Origin of the sequence: Phocaeicola dorei (assembly GCF_013009555.1) — a bacterium.
GTDB lineage: Bacteria > Bacteroidota > Bacteroidia > Bacteroidales > Bacteroidaceae > Phocaeicola > Phocaeicola dorei.
In genome coordinates this window covers 5,285,458-5,302,568 of the sequence record NZ_CP046176.1, presented here as the reverse complement: position 1 = coordinate 5,302,568, position 17,111 = coordinate 5,285,458, and the positions used below count along the sequence as shown (strand labels likewise).

Here is a 17,111-nt window from a genome sequence, read left to right as displayed (position 1 = left end):
CATTCAGTTTAAGGTTAACTTATCAAGGTTTATTTATTAAGGTTTCTGTTAATCTCTCTTTAAGTCGGTCAACATTATTAATACAAATATCATAACCGGGTTACTAAACAAAAACTTATATTTTTTGTATTTTATCTCATTCTTGTTTTCTTATTTTGAAATAAATACTTATGTTTGTGTAACCTTAAATTAAAAATGACCTATGAACCTTAATGATAACCGCTTAATTATTAAAACCTTGAGGTCAGGGGATCAAAAAGTATTTTCCCTGGTTTATGCTTCTTATTACAAGCCGCTATGTTTGTTTTGTTCCTCGTATGTTTCTCTTGAAGAGGCTGAAGAAATAGTGCAGGATTTGATGATGTATGTGTGGGAAAAGCGTGAGTCGCTGGTAGAGGACTTGTCGCTGAAATCTTTCTTATTTACCAGTGTCAGGAACAGGGCATTGAATTCAATCACCCGTTCCCATATTACCCGTCAGGTATATGAAGAGTACCAGAGCCAACAGTTAAAATCTCTGCCGGCATTGGATTCTTGTTATAGCACGGAGTTGTTTAATGCCTATATGGAAGCTCTTCATGCTCTTCCTAAAGAACAGCAAAAAGTATATGTTATGAGTCGATATAAACAACTGACCCATAAAGAAATTGCTGACACGCTGGAGGTGTCGGTGCAGACTGTCAATTATCGGATAGGCAAAGCTCTTCAGTTTTTTCGTATTAGATTGAAAGATTTTTGCCTAAAATAGTCGCTTCAATCACCCGAGGGAAATATTCGTATTCCAACTGGTGCACCCGTGTTGCCAATGTATCTGGCGTGTCAGTGGGTAATACCGGACAGGTGGCTTGGAAAATGGTATTTCCTTCATCATATTGTTCATTTATATAATGGATGGTGATGCCGCTTTTCTTTTCATGGGAAGCTATTACAGCTTGGTGCACGCGGGAACCATACATACCTTTACCACCGAACTTGGGAAGGAGGGCCGGATGAATATTTACTATTTTATTCGGATAATCATGCAAAATGGCATCAGGTACTTTCAAGAGAAAGCCTGCCAGTACAATAAAGTCAATATGATATTGGTGCAGTGTTTCCAGTACTTTCCCGTCGGCAAATTCTTGAGCTGTGAGGATAAGTGACGGAACACTCAGTCTTTCAGCCCGCTTGAGTACACCGGCCTGTGCTTTGTTGACGATAACCAATGCTACTTCAGCTGTTCTTTTCTCTAAAAAATACCGAATAATTCTTTCAGCATTCGTGCCTTCTCCTGAAGCTAAAATTGCGATTTTCTTCATGATGATCTCTATTTTGGTGCACATAAAACAAAAAAATGTGCAAAATTCTGCATTTATTTGCCTGAATATTTGCTCAGCCCAAGAAATATTTATTCCTTTGCAACCGCAAAGAAAATAAAATAATTCAATTTATTAACTAAAAAATTAAAGTTATGTCTGAAATTGCATCAAGAGTAAAAGCTATTATCGTTGATAAATTAGGTGTAGAAGAATCAGAAGTTACAACAGAAGCAAGCTTCACTAACGATCTGGGCGCAGATTCACTGGATACTGTAGAACTGATTATGGAATTCGAAAAAGAATTCGGTATTTCTATTCCTGATGATCAGGCTGAGAAAATTGGTACAGTAGGTGACGCCGTTTCTTATATCGAAGCTAACGCTAAGTAATTATCCTTATTTTATAATATGGAATTAAAAAGAGTAGTAGTAACAGGTCTTGGTGCTCTTACTCCTGTAGGTAACAATGTTGCAGAAACATGGGAAAACCTGGTGAAGGGGATAAGCGGGGCAGGACCTATTACTCATTTCGATGCGTCTAAATTCAAGACTCATTTTGCATGCGAAGTGAAGAATTTCAATGGAACTGATTACATTGACCGTAAAGAACTTCGCAAAATGGATCTGTATACACAGTATGCCATTGCAGCTGCTAAAGAAGCGGTGGAGGATTCTGGAATGGACCTCGAAAAAGAAGATTTGAATAGAATAGGTGTAATTTACGGTGTAGGTATCGGAGGTATTCATACTTTTGAAGAAGAAGTAGCTAATTATACACTGAATAAAGATACTGTCGGACCGAAATTCAACCCATTCTTTATCCCCAAAATGATAGCTGATATTGCATCGGGACAGATCTCTATCATGTATGGTTTCCACGGTCCTAACTTCACAACAACTTCTGCCTGTGCATCTTCATCAAATGCTATTGCCGATGCATTTAACTATATCCGTTTGGGTAAAGCAAATGTAATTGTGGCAGGTGGTGCGGAAGCTGCAATTTTTGAAGCTGGTTTAGGCGGTTTTAACGCTATGCATGCTTTGTCTACCCGTAACGATGATCCGGAACGTGCATCCCGTCCGTTTAGCGCAAGCCGTGATGGCTTTGTGATGGGTGAAGGCGCAGGCTGTCTGATTTTGGAAGAATTGGAACATGCAAAAGCACGTGGTGCCAAGATTTATGCGGAACTTGCCGGTGTAGGCGCTTCTGCCGACGCTTATCACTTGACAGCTTCTCATCCGGAAGGATTGGGCGCTAAATTGGTGATGTTGAACGCATTGGAAGATGCGGAATTGAAGCCGGAAGACATTGATTATATCAATGTACATGGAACTTCGACTCCTGTAGGTGATGTTTCAGAAGTGAAAGCTATCAAGGATGTATTTGGAGATCACGCTTATAAACTGAATATCAGCTCTACTAAGTCTATGACAGGACACTTGTTGGGTGCTGCCGGTGCGGTAGAAGCTATTGCCAGTGTATTGGCTGTGAAGAACGACATTGTTCCGCCGACTATCAACCATGAGGAAGGTGATAATGATGAAAACATTGATTATAACTTGAACTTCACGTTCAACGAAGCTCAGAAACGTACAGTAAATGCTGCATTGAGCAATACCTTTGGTTTTGGTGGACATAATGCATGTGTAATCGTAAAAAAATATGCTGAATAGTCGTGTTTAGCAATATAAAAGATAGGATAAGACTTCTTTTTCGTAAGGATAGGGAGTCTTATTTTCGTTTTTATAAGATGCTTGGATTCTATCCCAAAGATATTAGCATCTACGAACAGGCTTTGCTTCACAAATCTTTATCAGTGAAGTCTGAAAAGGGGCGTTTGCTTAATAATGAACGCTTGGAATTTTTGGGGGATGCTATTTTGGATGCTGTGGTGGCAGATATTGTTTACAAAAGGTTTGAAGGAAAGCGTGAGGGTTTTCTCACGAACACCCGTTCTAAAATAGTGCAGCGTGAAACATTGAATCGTTTGGCTATAGAGATTGGTTTGGATAAGCTGATCAAGTATACAGCCCGCCAGTCTTCTCATAACAGCTATATGTGCGGCAATGCATTCGAAGCATTGGTAGGTGCTATTTATTTAGACAGGGGATATCGTGCCTGTAAATATTTCATGGAGCATCGTATTATTGGATCTTATATAAATTTGGAGAAGATTTCCCGTAAGGAGGTAAATTTTAAATCCAAGTTGATAGAATGGAGTCAAAAAAATCGTTTTGAGGTTACCTTTGAGCTGATAACCCAATCACACGATCAGGGATATAATCCTACTTTCGAGAGTGAAGTTTTGGTGGAAGGTATTTCGGGAGGAAAAGGAACCGGTTATTCTAAAAAAGAGTCTCAGCAAATGGCTGCGCGTGTGGCTTTGGGAAAAATCAAGAATGATTCCGGTTTTATTGAATGTATTTTTGCGGCTAAGGCTGCCCGTGAGTTATCTCAGGAGGAGGTAACGGTTTCTGATAGTAAGCCTTCAGACAGTGGGGCCGTTACTCCGGATCTTTCTTTGGAGGAGATTAAGAAAACGGATGTGGTTGAGCAGATAATCAGTGAAGCGGAAGAAAAGGCTTTTAAGGAAAACGCTTAGCGGATTTTATTGATATTGTTTATAATTTATTAATTAGCTATTCCGGTGGCTTGAGAAATGTTCGGCAGGAATGCATAATACATTGGAATGTGCCCGATTACATTAAGAAAATGTAGTCGGGCATATTTCATATACTGACAGGAGTTAGATTTCATCTGGCCACGGGCAGGGTTTTCCGGTGGCTTTGAATGTGGGACGTTGTCCTCCTGTTGCTCGCAAATAGTTCCCTAATTCCTTGGAGAGCCGTTTTACGATGCCGGGATGTTGCTTTGCTACATCATTTTTTTCACTGATATCATTTGGTATGTTGAAAAGTTCTTTTTTACCGGTTTCATAATAATAGACCAGTTTCCATTCGTCTTTGCGGATAGAGCAGGCCAGATTGATGCCTGGCCCGTCATTACCCCAGATATTAGGGAAATTCCATACCAGTGCGCGTCCTTTAGACGGGTCTCCTGTACCTTTCAGCAGGGGCATAAAGCTGATACCGTCTATAGGGTTGACTGTCTAATAGTTTGTGATACCCGCCATTTCAAGTATGGTAGGATAAAAATCTTCAATTATAAGATATTTGTCACAACGAGTATCTGGGGTGACTACTCCGGGCCAGCTTACAATCATTGGTTCGCGTATTCCTCCTTCATATAAGGAGCCTTTACCACTGTTGAGAGGAGCGTTTTGAGTGTGAATTTGTCCGTCGTGCCATCCGGGTTCGGCAGCTAGCCCTCCGTTGTCACTCATAAAAATAATAACGGTATTATTTGCTTCATCATTTTTTTCCAACCAGTTCATCAAATCCCCCAGACTTTTATCCATTCCTTCAATTAAGGATGCATATGCGGCTTCTTTGTCACTAAGTCCTTTTTTAATATACTTGGGGAAGAAGCGCATATCTTTGTCAACAGGAACGTGGATGGCATAATGTGCCATATATAGATAAAAAGGTTGATTGTATTTTTTTGCTTTGTCCAATGCTTTGATAGCTTCTCGTGTCAGGGCTTCTGTAGCAAATATACCTGTTCCCCAATAATCTTCCAAGCCGGGGATAGCCATTAGTGAATAGGGTTTTCCATCGCGGGTGTGCCCGTAGTTCTGTTCGCTCAGATAAGTAGCCAGACCACCGGCGGCATGTCCGGCTATATTTACTTCAAACCCCCAATGGGTAGGGTTCTCTCCCGGTGTGTCAATAGAACCGAAATGAGCTTTTCCGCAGTGGATGGTATGATAACCGTTCTGTCTGAGTAACTCAACGAAAGAAGTGCCGACAAAGGTATTGGACGTTCCTGTTACTTGGCTGACTCCGTTGTAGTTCCAGTCTGGCAATTGTATTGTATTGCTTGGTCTGTCGGTAGCTTTGTTTTTTTCAAGCGTCCAGTTTGTTACACGATGTCGGGTGTTGTTGGCACCCGTTATCAGACTGCAACGGGTAGCGGAACTGATATTGCAGGCGTATGCCTGTGTGAACATCATCCCTTTTTTGGCCAGACGTTCCATATTGGGGGTTTCATAGGTTTCGTTATAGTGGGTTTTCTGTGTCCAGAAAGGTAAGGATGTATCTTGCCAACCCATGTCGTCCACCATAAATAAGATGATATTGGGACGTTGTTGGGTTGTTTCTGAAGACATTTTTTCTTTTGCTTGCGTCGAGATTCCTGTTAAGGAAGCGAGAGCGAAAGATACAAGTAGTTTTTTATTCATATCGGCTGGTTTTATAAGTTATTTTTCGATTACAATTTTTTGGGGGGTATCTATGGAAATACTTCTCAGTTCTTGCTTGCTGGAATTTTCTATCCATACTTTTAGTGTACCTGTACATAGTACGTTCAGCTCCAACCGATTCTCTGTTAAAGAGATAGTTTGGACGGTGCTCGGGGATAGATATTTTTCCTGTACGCCAATGACTGCCCATCCTTTCCGTATGGGGCAGAGATGAAACAGTTTGTCTGTAAATCCGATGAGTTCGAATGTACTGCTGTCTGATAGTTCTTCTGCCTTTTGTGATTCCCAATTATAAAGCAGCACGCGTTCTTCGGAGGTGGCAGACATTTTTTCAAAACTGTTCCGAAGAGAATAATCTTCTTTTTTTATAATGGCTTGGACTTGCTGATGCCGGGGGGAAACATTCAGGTTGTAACAGATTAATGTCATTGCTCCGTTGCCTGAGGGAGCTGCTACTCGATACGCTTTTCCACTCCATAATGGATTGGTCAGTATAGATTCTGGCATAGGTACGGCGGGAGCTTCGGGACGGAACAGTTTGCCTTGTTCGTCAATTAAGGGGAAAATGTTTTCCTTGATAAAGTCCCGAGGGGCGTCCGACAGGTAGACCGGACCTCCGGAAATAGCCTTGGAACGTGCCATCAAGGTGCCGCAAACGGTATCGCAGGAATGAAACATATCATGGTCGGGCCATACGGTTTGTCCTAGTAGCAAGGTATTGGTATAAGACTGGAATAGGTGTGATTTTGCCATATCCTCATCATATTTCTTATAGTCTATGCTGACACGGGTGCTGTTACTGTGTGACGTATGGTCAGTATTGATGACGTTCTGTGCCATACAGTTCATTAGTCCCATATTTTGCCGATGGGTCTCGGCTTCTAGGCTTCGGTTACAGTCGGTTGCCTGGCGGATACTTTCATGGCCTCCCATGTAGAGTGGTAGTGTAAAAGCTTGGTTATCTACTTTCAGAAAATCGAATCCTTGTTCTTTTAAGGTGCTGACGTAGTAGCGATAGAAGGAACGGATGCGGGTGCTGTCCGTTCCTGGCAGAAGGCTGCCGGCGTGTGGGTATAGGGCTTGTCGGACGACTTGTGGAAATCCGTTTTCGGGGGATAATCCCATCCAGTATCCCGAAAGGCTGTACCACAGTCCGATCCATTTGATTTTATTTTCTTTTTTGTATGACATGATTTTTTTCCATCCCGACGGGAAACGTTGTTTATCCGGTATGAAATCGGTCAGTTGCCTGTTCTTGTGGGCGAGATGACCGTCGTCAATCAGTACATACCGGATAGGAATGCCGGATGCCTCTATCGTTTTCATATCGTTTATTACCTTGGATTCGTTTATATCATCATGATAATGTTCCCATGTACACCAACCGAGATAGCGGAAAGCTTCGAAATATTCCTTGGCTGTGCGGCTTTTTAAGTCGGCGGCTTCTGTATTTTTCATCAGCGCTTGATAGGCTTGCCGAATGGTTGAATAAATATCTTTTCCTTGTCGGATGAGTAGAAGAGGGACTTCCGGTTTCAGATAGTCTTTTCCTAAGGTGGATACATATAGGGTGACAGAGCCGTTATCGTTTACTTGCAGCCAGCTTAAACTGTTACGGCCGGCAATGGCTTTGGCAAACAAGTATTCTCCGTTTGTCAGTTCCAGCAATAATGCATCTCCCAACGTAGATGGGGCTGCATTGGAAGGTATTCCCGGATAGCGGGTGTCGGTTAATTCTTTTAAATCGTTGAACACCCAAGGTAGGAGCCGGTTGGTATTGTTGGGCCATTCAAAATCTCCCGGACGGGAGTCTCGGCTGAAGAAAATACCTCGGACGTACCCAGGTAACCGTACCGGACAGGCAATAGTCTGGATTTGTCCGGGTATGGATTTCTTATAGGGTATGGGAGAAGAAATGGAAGTTAAATCAATCGTATCTGTCATTGACAAAGCGTTTGTACTCTTGAATGACTTTCCTTTTTTATACGTGTAATCTGTTTGCCCGAAGGATTTCGGACAAATAAATACATTGCAAATTAGAATACAAATGAATATTGCTGTATATTCTCTCATGATTTTTTATTTGAGGGTTACGTTATAGGCGCTGAAATAGCTGATTGCGGGTAAGGCAACGGATTGGGTGACGGTGAGGCGCAAGGCGGTGGTTTCTACCGATTCGAAGTGCGCAATGCGTTTGTGTCCCACAGACTCGCCGGAGCATACTGTCTGCCATTTTCCGTTGACTTTCGCTTCTATCTTGTATTGGCGTATTCTTTCGCCTTTGGTAATGTCTTCTTGGATAATACAGTAGTTGACCGGTTGCTTTTCATTCAGATTCAGCGTAAGCCGTTGCTTCCGGCCTTGGGTTTCTACCAATGGCGTGCCAAAGCGCCGGTTTATTTCTTCTCCCCATTCTTTTAAACGCTGTTCGTCACCTGCTGGCAATAGCCCATCGGGATCGGGGGTCAGTCCAATGATTAACGTAGCGTTGCGTCCCACTGATTTTTCGTACATATCCATCAACGTTGTCAATGGATAGATATTATTCTCGTCATCGGGTTCCCAAAACCATTCGTGGCGGCCGTTGGCACCGCGCAGGGGACTGTCTGCCATAGCTGGTACCCAGTATTTTCCTTCGGGATCACCTTGTTTTAATAATGCTATTTGGTCTTTTTGGCTTTCAATACGTTTATGATGTGAACAGGGGGCTGGGAAAGTAGACCAGCAGGGGTATCCCACTGTGCCGGTTTCTGAACCTCCCCAACGGAAATCAGCACGGTCTATGTTGTGGTAGAACAGGCAGTTGGGCTGGTATTTATTGACGATGGGTTCCACATCAGGACCGTCACCTCGTGGGTCATCGGCTCCGCCATCAAACCAAATCATATATAAATCTCCATATCGGGTACAAAGTTCTTCCACCATTTTTTCACAGAAGCGTTTATACCACGCCTGTCTGTTGGCGGCAAATTCTCCGTCACCGGCTACCTTGAAATTATGGATACCCAGGAGTGAATTCCACCGGATGCCTACATAGATGCCTGGCTGGATACCATATTTACGGCAGGAGTTGACAAAATCGCGGACAATGTCTCCTTTGCCGTTACGCCATTTTACAGCTTTCAGGCAGTATGGGTTTACGTCACTTTGCCACAATCCGAAGCCGGTTTCATGGGTGGCTGTGAGTACGGCGAATTTGCAGCCTGCGGCTTTAGCTGCTGAGACCCATTGGTCGGTATTCAATTGGGTGGGGTTGAAAATGTTGTAATCTTCAATGGGACTGATACGGTTATTGCCTTGTCCGTAGCGGATGCCGTCGAATACGTGGAGGTCATAATGAAATACGGCTCCCATTTCCGCCTCGTGCCATTTCAATTGATGCGGTTTGGGTATAATGATTTCCGGTTGTGCAACACTCAGTACACAGTTCATAAGGAAGAGAAGGGATATATATAGTATCTTCATGGGTTATAAATAATTAAAAAATGGATCTTCTGTTTTTTGTAGCCATGTTTTTAATTGGCTTTTCAGTCGGTTTACTAATTTGGGATGCTGCATAGCTATATTATTCATTTGATAAGGATCTGATCTCCTGTCAAATAGAATAATCTTATCTACCTTTCCATCGGTTGCATGGATAGTAAATGTATGTGTGGCGGTGCGCAATCCCCGGTAGCCTGTTGCTGGATTGGATGACTGTATGTAATAGTAGGGTTGGACAATGCAGTTGTTTTCTTTTCCGCAGAGGAGAATAGAAGCGAGGTTGAATGTTTGTACTTCTTCCGGTATTTGTTGCTGAAAGCCCATGATGGAAAGCAGGGTCGGATACAAGTCGGCAAAAGCTATCATGGTTGTTTGGTCGGTTTTCGGCTTTATTTTTTCCGGCCATGAGATAAGGACGGGAATCCTCATGGATTCCTCATAAAAGATATCTTTTCCGGCTTGTTCATGAGCTCCCATGCAGATGCCGTGGTCAGAAGTGAATACTACGATAGTGTTTTTAAATAATTCTAAACGTTTCAATTCGTTGATTATCCGACCTATATTTTCATCGACTCCGGTCATGCAGGCGTAGTAATTGCGGATATTGTTGCGGAAATAGTCGCCCATTTCAGTGCCTTTGGCGGGAATGTCGGGACGGTTGGCACATAATGTCTCTACATTCAGATTTTTATACATCTCTTTGTATCGGTCGGGCACTAGCTCGTAACCGGTGTGTGGAGGATTCATGGATACGACTAAGGCGAATGGTTGCGTCTTATCTATATGTTTATTGAGGTACTCAATCGCTTTGTCGGCTTCATACTCCGGTCCCCATTGATTGACATAATAAAAACTATCCCGGGGAGTGTCAGTGTCCCAGTACATGGGGTTTAAATGGTAGTCGTAAGTGCCATAAGCGGTCCAATAGTCGAAACCGTGCCGGCGTTCTTTGGGACACCATTCGTTCCAAGCAACTGCACCTTGGTTGTTGTAAGTGTCTACGTATGGTTTATGGGGAGCATCCAGATGCCATTTGCCGATATACCCTGTCTGGTATCCATTGGCTTTAAGTATATCACTCCAGCAGCGTGCATCTTGTGGAAGTTCTACTCCGTAGGGAGCGTTGGCAGAATTGCAATTGCCTGTTACTTTGTTCTTATGCGGATACATGCCTGTCATCAACATGCCTCTTGCCGGTGAAGATACAGGGTAGCTGCTGACAGCATTGGTGAAATTCACACCTTCACGGGCCAGTTGGTCCAGGCAAGGGGTTTTGACAGGCTCTTTTCCGAGACAACCTAAAGCATTTCCTCTCCATTGGTCTGCCATGATGAAGACCAAGTTAGGTTTTTCTTGAGCTTGAATCTGGAATACTGGACACAAAGGGAATGCCAGCAAGAAAATATTAAGTCTTTTCTTCATAATCTGTAAAGGATTAATAGAGGTTTCATCATTCCTGACTGATTGTGTTTTATTGTGTAATTATCAAATAAAAGAACTTTTATTTTAAATGTTGATAAATAGCATCAGCAAAACGCTCACCTAATGTTAGAATGCCATATATTCCTAAATGTACATCATCTTTAGGTGCTGAATCTGATAGTCATTATATAGCATTTGTAAATCGTCTGCTGGAATTAATAACGCATTATTAACGGAGAACTCAGAGTTTGAGTTGTTGGAAACAGCAAATTGGGCTTTTCTTACCAGTTCACGCCCTGTAAAGCGAGAAGCGGCTATAGGTATGACAGTTCCATATACAAATAACATGTTTTCGCTATTAAATTCTTTTCGTATTTGTTCTATAAAATTCTTTAGATTCGAACTATATTGGCGAGACTGTTCCATTCCAGCTATATCACGTGCATCTGCTTCTCCTTGTTGCCAAACCATAGCCTTAATAATAGGGCGATATCCTTGTTGCTTCAAACTGATGATAGCATCTTTTACAGTCTTTATAAAATTTATATATTCTTCGCCACGAATATTTTTCTGACGGTTTCCCGGATTCCATTGTTGATATAGATTGGAACCAGATAAAGCGTGTTTTATCAATGCAATTTGAGGCTTGGGATATAAAGACTGTAACTTTGTACCTAAACTTAACTCTATTCCGAATTTATTTTTTGTTTCAGAAGCTTGGCATAAAGGGTTCCATTGCTCACTGCCCTCTCCTTTGTTGAGGAAACGAGAATAATAGATTCGGACTCTTGTGTCAATTTTAAAAGAGGCTGGGATATTTTTAACATAAGCTTGTCCTGTTGCATTTGATTGCCCACCTACTAAGTAGACATCTATTTCTTTTTGCTGTGCTAAGATAGGTAAGATTATTCCTAAAGTTAACAAGAATAGTGATATTAATCTTTTCATAATATGTTTATTTTTCAACCTAGAATAGTTCGTAAGAATAAACCGAAAAAACGGTAGTTAGAAGAAAATAAAACTATCACCATATCGGTAATTATAGTCTATTGCTACATTGATTATGTTTTCAAAACAAAGATATTCATATAATGTGAATATGCTATGGGAAGGTAGGAAAACTTTTCGGAAATTTTCCTTTTCCTTCCCATAAATGATTGTAGGACTGTTTCTCTACATTGTTATCTGAAAACTTCTATGTTTGTTTATTCACCTTCAGGTAAAGTTCCATCATTTCTGCTCCATCCGGGGTTTTGATAAATGGTAGAACTTTCATATTCATTAGAACCTGGAACAGCGGTAGTCAGGCGGAATTGCTTGTTACTAATAGGATACAAGTATTTGCTTGTATTCCAGTTTAATCCATTGAAACCAATATTAGCAGCATTTTTACGATAAGGTAATAAATATTTTCCTTCTGCGTATGGGTCGGATTTTGCTGAAATATTGGCTGTCTTGTCTGTTACGCCATATTCTAAAAGTGTTATTTGGGGAATTGGGGTTACAGCGTCTTCGGCTTGAGGGTTTGTATACAGTTGATACATGCTATCCCAAAAATTAAATCCTTGTACGTGTACATCTTTTACTTGGTCCAAAGCGCGCCAACGTTTTAAGTCTGCCATACGGAATCCTTCTGATACCAACTCGACACGTCGTTCACGACGGATGTTGTACAGAGTTGTGTTTATTTGTTGACCGGCAGAATAACTTCCCCAATCTTGTTTTTCTTTACTTATGTCTGTATTGTTTATGGTCTTTTGATAGTCTGTACTCATACCGGCACGTGCACGAAGAGCTTTCCAGTATTTATCGCAGTTGCCACCTAGATTTCCGTTTAATTCGTAATAAGCTTCTATATAATTCAGGTAGGCTTCTGCTGCACGGAAGATCGGGCATCCTGTATAGGATTCTTTTGTTGACTGCATATCTCCGGATGTATTCAATCCTTTGCGCAGACAGTATCCGGTCGGATTACTATTTTCTTTTTGGGCCTCGAAAATTTCAGGGCGGTAAAAGTAGCCGTATCCATCACTCTTCTTTATCCAAGTGGCAAAGTTTGGATCATCAGATAACAAATCTCCTGTTTTTAAAATAGTTTGTCCCATACGTCCATCTCTGTCGGTAAAGATATGTTCATATGTATCGTCTCCTTGATAATTGGTACTGGCATAGATGGGTAGGCCATCAGACATTAGATAAGAATTAACCATGGAACGTGTATAGCCTGTGTTTCCCCCGCCATTGCGTTGCAAATAGCTTACGACAAAGTGGTAAGAAGTGGCATCTGAGTTGACACTGTATTTACGCCATAATAAGATTTCATCTATTCCGCTTAAATCAATAGAATTGAATAACGAGGCATAATTTCCGTGCAAATTGTGTCCTTGAGCTACGATATCAGCTGCTTCTATGGCCTGTTGTAAAAAATATTTAATTTCAGAGTCAATGTTAATGCTAAAATCTTTTAAATAATCCATTGAAGCACCAGACCATCCGGGACCACCAGGAACAAATGCACTTCCTTTATGATATTTTTCCCATGTTGCTTCAAATAGGGCTGCGCGACTTTTTACTAATGCAGCGCAGTCTTTGTTTAACCGATTGCTTACGGGAGCAGTGGGAAGCATATATTCGTAGGCTTTATCTAAATCAGATAAGATAAAGCGTGCAACTTCATTACGCGGACGCCGTTTGGAAGCTTCACGTATGGCATTGTAATCATCCGGTAATATTTCAGTTAGAATAGGAAAATCACCTAGATTCTGCAATGCTGTGAGATAAATATAAGCACGGAAGAAATATACCTCGCCAATATAGTGTTTGATATTTGCATCATTACCGGATATTTCTCTGTTGGCATATCGTTCGGTAACAGTTTGAATAAAGTAATTAGCTGCACGTATCTTACGGAAATATTTATGCCATAAGTCATCGTCACCGACATGGTATTGTCCTTTTATGAAAAGTTTACTTGGTGAGTCTGCGGTTTGATCGTCTGTTCCATTATCTTTTTGGAATAATCCTAAATTATAAGTGGCAGAACCATGAGATGGAAGAATATTGCCATATTCGTCATCGTTTTCGTTTTCACTGTCATTATAAAATTTGGCAGCATAAGCAGCTAGGTCTGTTTCGGAATAAAGATAGACATTGGTGCTGACAGAAGTGATAGGTTCGCAATCCAGATAATCATTGCATGAGGTCGCAAGAGCACTTGCAGCGGCTATGAATGTATATAATAGAATCTTTTTCATATGTTTTATTATTTAGAATGTTGCATTTAATCCAAAAGATATAGTTGTTTGTAGCGGATAAGTTTTTCCGGAGTTCCCATCAGAATAACTTGAATAAGTTGTTTCTGGATCAAAACCGCTAGGTAGACTGGTGATAGTCAATACATTCTCGGCACTGACATATACACGTAATTTTTGCATATGTAGTTTGTTGATAATTTGTGTCGGGAAAGTATACCCTAGTTGGATATTTTTTAAACGGGCATAGGCACCGTTTTGTAAGTAACGGGTTTGTACCTTTTGATTCATATCTTTGCTCATATACATTTTAGGAAAATAAGCATTGGTATTAGGACCAAATACAGAAGTTGTATTTTCTGGGCGATAATAATCCAAATGCTCTTTTAAACCAGTTGATTGCCATTCTCCTCCCGATATTCCCCAAAACATAGGACCATCCAACCATAAATCGCGTTTTGCGACTCCTTGCCAGAACATACTAAAGTCGATGCCTTTCCATTCACAACCCAAGTCTAAACCAAACCTGAAACGTGGGGTGGAGTTACCAATAATTTTGCGGTCTCCCGGATCGTCTACTGTATTGGCTCCTTCGTTGATTACTTTATCTCCATTAAGATCCTTGAACATAATATCACCTTCGCCCCAGCCTGAACCCCATGAGGGATTGTTATCTTTTATCCATTCATCCATTTCCGATTGACTTTTAGCTATTCCATGGGTTACATACCCCCAAATGGCTCCTAATTCCTGGTCTTTATAATAGGTGCTGAGCGATTTAGATTCATTGGGATACTTGTCAACAAATGAGCGGGAATCTGCCATGTTGAAGCCTATATTATAATTGATCTGTCCTATCTTGTCGCGCCAACTGGCTGCTATTTCCCATCCTTTGGTACGTAAGTCTGTATTATTGCTTGCTGGCATACCGATGCCATAGATGGAAGCGACCTCAGAAGCAGGACCGACCATATCCAATGTTTTACGGATAAAATAATCGAAATTTATGTTAAGCCGATTTCTTAACATTCCTAAATCAAAACCGATATTTAAGGATTGTACTGTTTCCCAAGTCAATGAACTGCTAAGGGTTCCAGGCATACCGGCAACAGTTGGTTTAGAGTCCCCCATTAGCCAGCTTCCTCCATTGGTCTTGACTGTTTGTAATAAATACATGGGATAATAAGATTTAGTATTTTGATTACCTAGTGTGCCCCAAGATACACGAGGCTTTAATTGATTGATAATGTTTTCATTTACAGAGAAAAAATCTTCGGCCGCTATATTCCAGCCTAAAGAAAAAGAACCGAAAAGTCCCCAACGATCTTTTCGAAGGAAGCGAGAAGAACCGTCATATCGCAAGTTGCCGGCAATAAAATATTTATTAGAATAATCATAGTTAATACGTCCAAAGAAGCCTGCTGTAGCCCAAGTATAGGCACTGGCTTCATTGATTTTATCTTCACCTGTTGCAGCGCCGATTTCGGGTATTGATTCGGTAATGAGGTCCATACGTTTCACAGAAAGATAACGGTTATTGTATTTTTCTGTATTAACTCCTGCCATCACTTTGAATTGATGTTCATCGAATGAAAAAGAATAATCACTGTACAGGCTGGTTGTTAAATGATTGGCTTTAGTCCAATATTGCATGGCTCCGGTTTGTCCCACCGCATATTCTCCACCGTATGCCAGTTCTAATGCTTCTCCGGCTACGTTGTGTTCATATACTTTATTCAGATTCTGTCTTTGTACTTGGTCAATCAAGCGTAACCCTACGTTTGCATATATATTCCAGTTTTTCAAGGGATGAAAAACAAGTTGTCCTTGCAGATAAACGTTATTATTACTGGTGATGGAGCGGCTTCCATTAGTAAGTTGCCCTAATTTTCCGTTGCGCATATAGTAACCGTTAGGATCTTTAAACGGCATTGTAGGCCACATACGTACTACATCATGATAGAACAGTCCATTCATGTCGCTATAAAGAGGGTTGTCTAGTTTGGTATAAACATATTTAGTATTGACTTCTATATCCAACCATTTAAAAGGCTGTGCGTTAAATTTTGCATTGGTTGAAATACGTTCATAGGAATCTTTTCCGTAACGAAGGTTGCCATCCTGATCCAAATAGTTGGCAGATACGTAATATTGACTTTTGTCACTGCCGCCATTGATATTCAGGTTGTGCTCTTGGGACCATGCCCACTTGTAATGAGTTTTATACCAGTTTACATTGTCATTGGCTTTTTCATGGAATTGCCAGTTACCATTTGCATTGGCAATAGTGCTAGTTGTAATTTGACCATTCATGTATTGCTGGATGCGTTCCATGGTATCTTCATCAAAAATGGCTTTTCCTCCTCCGTTAATACTACCTTCATTAAAATAGTTAGCAAATTGGTAGGAATTCATTAAATCCGGCAAATGGTTAGGACCGGCATAACGGGCATTTCCGGAATAAGAGACGCTAGCTTTTCCTGCTTTACCTTTTTTGGTAGTAATCAAAATAACACCGAATGCCGCACGTGAACCATAAATAGAGCTAGCGGCTGCATCTTTCAATACGGAGATAGACTCTACATCATCTGGATTCAAGTTGTTCATGTTACCTTCTATACCGTCAATCAGGACTAAGGTAGCAGCTTTAGAACCTGTAGAAATTGTACCTGTACCACGGATGTTCACATCCATAGTTTGTCCTAATTGTCCTCCTAAGCCTCCAACAGATAAATTTAAACCGGGAATAGTACCTTGTAATGATTGGCCTAAGTTGGTAACAGGGCGGGAATCTAGTACTTTGGTATCTACTGTGGCTACAGCTTCTGTCAGATTAGCTTTTCTTTGTGTACCGAAACCGACTACAACGACCTCATCTAAAGTTTGTGTGTCTTCAGACATTTGAATGTTATACGAGAATTGATTTTCATTTACTTTAATTTCTTGTGTGGTGTATCCAATAAAAGAGATAACCAACACATTTCCTTTTGAAACTTGTAATGTGAAATTTCCGTCAAGATCTGTCACTGTTCCATAGGTTGTTCCTTTGACAATGACACTGGCACCAATAATAGGTTCTTTGAGCTTTTTATCCGTAACTACACCGGTGATGTTGAATTGCTGGGCGTACAGGAATGTACAGTTACAAAGCAATATCAAAAATAGAATCAAGTTTTTTTTCATGCTTTTCTGTTTTTAATTAGACATTAGGTTAATGTATTGCAAATGTATGTTAATCAATGAAATCGTTTTGTACATGTTCATTTCATTCAGTATGCACGTTTAATGCATCTCTATATTTTTTGGTGAATCTTTGTTGTTATCTCTTTTTTATTT

At 40.9% G+C, this 17,111-nt stretch carries 11 protein-coding genes and 1 pseudogene; 4 read left to right on the top strand and 8 right to left on the bottom strand.

Features of this window, described 5'->3' with window-relative positions; all coding sequences use genetic code 11:
- The first annotated feature begins 202 nt into the window (after positions 1-202).
- Entirely contained in the window at positions 203-748 is a 546-nt protein-coding gene (locus GKD17_RS21740; protein WP_007833882.1) for an RNA polymerase sigma-70 factor, read from the top strand.
- Here GKD17_RS21740 and purN read toward each other — a convergent pair.
- Positions 720-1,298 (bottom strand): phosphoribosylglycinamide formyltransferase, encoded by a 579-nt coding sequence (gene purN, locus GKD17_RS21735; RefSeq protein WP_007841451.1) that lies wholly within the window; start codon positions 1,296-1,298, stop codon positions 720-722. The genes GKD17_RS21740 and purN overlap by 29 nt on opposite strands.
- 152 nt (positions 1,299-1,450) lie before the next feature.
- On the opposite strand from purN, the gene GKD17_RS21730 reads away from it, so the two are divergent.
- The 3 genes from GKD17_RS21730 to rnc are packed head-to-tail and all read left to right on the top strand — an operon-like array spanning position 1,451 to position 3,900.
- Positions 1,451-1,687 carry an acyl carrier protein gene (locus GKD17_RS21730; protein WP_005844276.1) on the top strand — a complete coding sequence of 79 codons (237 nt, stop codon included), beginning with the start codon at positions 1,451-1,453 and terminating at the stop codon, positions 1,685-1,687.
- 18 nt (positions 1,688-1,705) lie between these two features.
- The gene (gene fabF, locus GKD17_RS21725) at positions 1,706-2,971 is read left to right on the top strand and encodes a beta-ketoacyl-ACP synthase II (RefSeq protein WP_007833876.1); all 1,266 of its coding nucleotides are present in this window, start codon (positions 1,706-1,708) and stop codon (positions 2,969-2,971) included.
- A 2-nt stretch (positions 2,972-2,973) separates the two neighbouring features.
- Entirely contained in the window at positions 2,974-3,900 is a 927-nt protein-coding gene (gene rnc, locus GKD17_RS21720) for a ribonuclease III (protein ID WP_007833874.1), read from the top strand.
- Between the two features lie 144 nt (positions 3,901-4,044).
- Here the strand turns inward: rnc and GKD17_RS21715 are convergent.
- The 7 genes and pseudogenes from GKD17_RS21715 to GKD17_RS21685 form a co-directional block, all read right to left on the bottom strand.
- Positions 4,045-5,598, bottom strand: a pseudogene (locus GKD17_RS21715) (sulfatase).
- Positions 5,599-5,616: 18 nt separating this feature from the next.
- Positions 5,617-7,692, bottom strand: coding sequence for a Sip1-related alpha-galactosidase (locus GKD17_RS21710; RefSeq protein ID WP_007833868.1), 2,076 nt, complete (start codon positions 7,690-7,692; stop codon positions 5,617-5,619).
- A 6-nt stretch (positions 7,693-7,698) separates the two neighbouring features.
- Positions 7,699-9,084: an alpha-L-fucosidase gene (locus GKD17_RS21705; RefSeq protein ID WP_007833866.1), complete on the bottom strand. Its 1,386-nt coding sequence runs from the start codon at positions 9,082-9,084 to the stop codon at positions 7,699-7,701.
- Positions 9,085-9,087: 3 nt separating this feature from the next.
- Positions 9,088-10,524 (bottom strand): sulfatase-like hydrolase/transferase, encoded by a 1,437-nt coding sequence (locus GKD17_RS21700; RefSeq protein ID WP_007833864.1) that lies wholly within the window; start codon positions 10,522-10,524, stop codon positions 9,088-9,090.
- 144 nt (positions 10,525-10,668) lie between these two features.
- The gene (locus tag GKD17_RS21695; RefSeq protein ID WP_007833862.1) at positions 10,669-11,472 is read right to left on the bottom strand and encodes a sialate O-acetylesterase; all 804 of its coding nucleotides are present in this window, start codon (positions 11,470-11,472) and stop codon (positions 10,669-10,671) included.
- 257 nt (positions 11,473-11,729) lie between these two features.
- Positions 11,730-13,778, bottom strand: coding sequence for a RagB/SusD family nutrient uptake outer membrane protein (locus GKD17_RS21690; RefSeq protein WP_007833860.1), 2,049 nt, complete (start codon positions 13,776-13,778; stop codon positions 11,730-11,732).
- Positions 13,779-13,790: 12 nt separating this feature from the next.
- Positions 13,791-16,958, bottom strand: a complete 3,168-nt coding sequence (locus GKD17_RS21685; RefSeq protein WP_007833855.1) for a SusC/RagA family TonB-linked outer membrane protein — start codon at positions 16,956-16,958, stop codon at positions 13,791-13,793.
- Between the last annotated feature and the right edge of the window lie 153 nt (positions 16,959-17,111).